We start from the raw sequence: 611 nt of genomic DNA, 5'->3' as shown, positions 1-611 counted from the left end.
GCATGGACAACGCCGCGCGCGCCGTCACGCAGCAGCAGGGCTTGGCCGAGGGCGACTTCCTGCCGTTTGCCGCAGGCTGGCCGCAGGTGCGCGACGGCTATCTGCGCTGGTTGGCGCAGCACGAAAAGACCGGGGCGGTGTTCCGCCAGGCCGAGGTGCAGACCCGCCAGCCGCTGGGGGCCCTGCAACTGGTGGGCACCATCGACCGCATCGATGCCGTGTCTTCCACGGGCGAGCCCACGCCGCTGGTCATCGACTACAAGACCGAGAACGACGCGGTCACCAAGAAGCGCATCGGCGCCGGGGCCGAGGACACCCAGCTCGCGTTCTATGCCGCGCTGCTCAGCCACGACACGCTGCGCGCAGCCTACGTGAACGTGGGCGAGCGCGGCGAGACGCAGATGCACGAGCAGGAAGCGGTGGTGCACCTGCGCGACCTGCTGGTGGAGGGCATCCAGCACGACTTTGCCCGCATGGCCGCAGGCGCCCCGATGCCCGCCCTGGGTGAAGGCTCGGTGTGCGACTACTGCGCCGTGCGCGGGCTGTGCCGAAAGGATTTCTGGAAATGACCAGAGGACACCTCCCTGAGGCGCTGCGGCTTGGTGCGTCCG

Annotated in this window: 1 protein-coding gene; it reads left to right on the top strand. The window is 69.4% G+C overall.

What is annotated here, in order from left to right:
- Positions 1 to 569 (top strand): RecB family exonuclease (locus tag ACDELDRAFT_RS23385; RefSeq protein WP_005801953.1); only part of this gene is annotated, 569 nt, incomplete at its 5' end.
- Positions 570 to 611 lie beyond the last annotated feature (42 nt).

The sequence above is a fragment of the Acidovorax delafieldii 2AN genome (assembly GCF_000175235.1).
Classification (GTDB): Bacteria; Pseudomonadota; Gammaproteobacteria; order Burkholderiales; family Burkholderiaceae_C; genus Acidovorax; species Acidovorax delafieldii_B.
The sequence above is the reverse complement of the archived record's forward strand: the minus strand, read 5'-3'. Positions and strand labels throughout refer to the sequence as shown.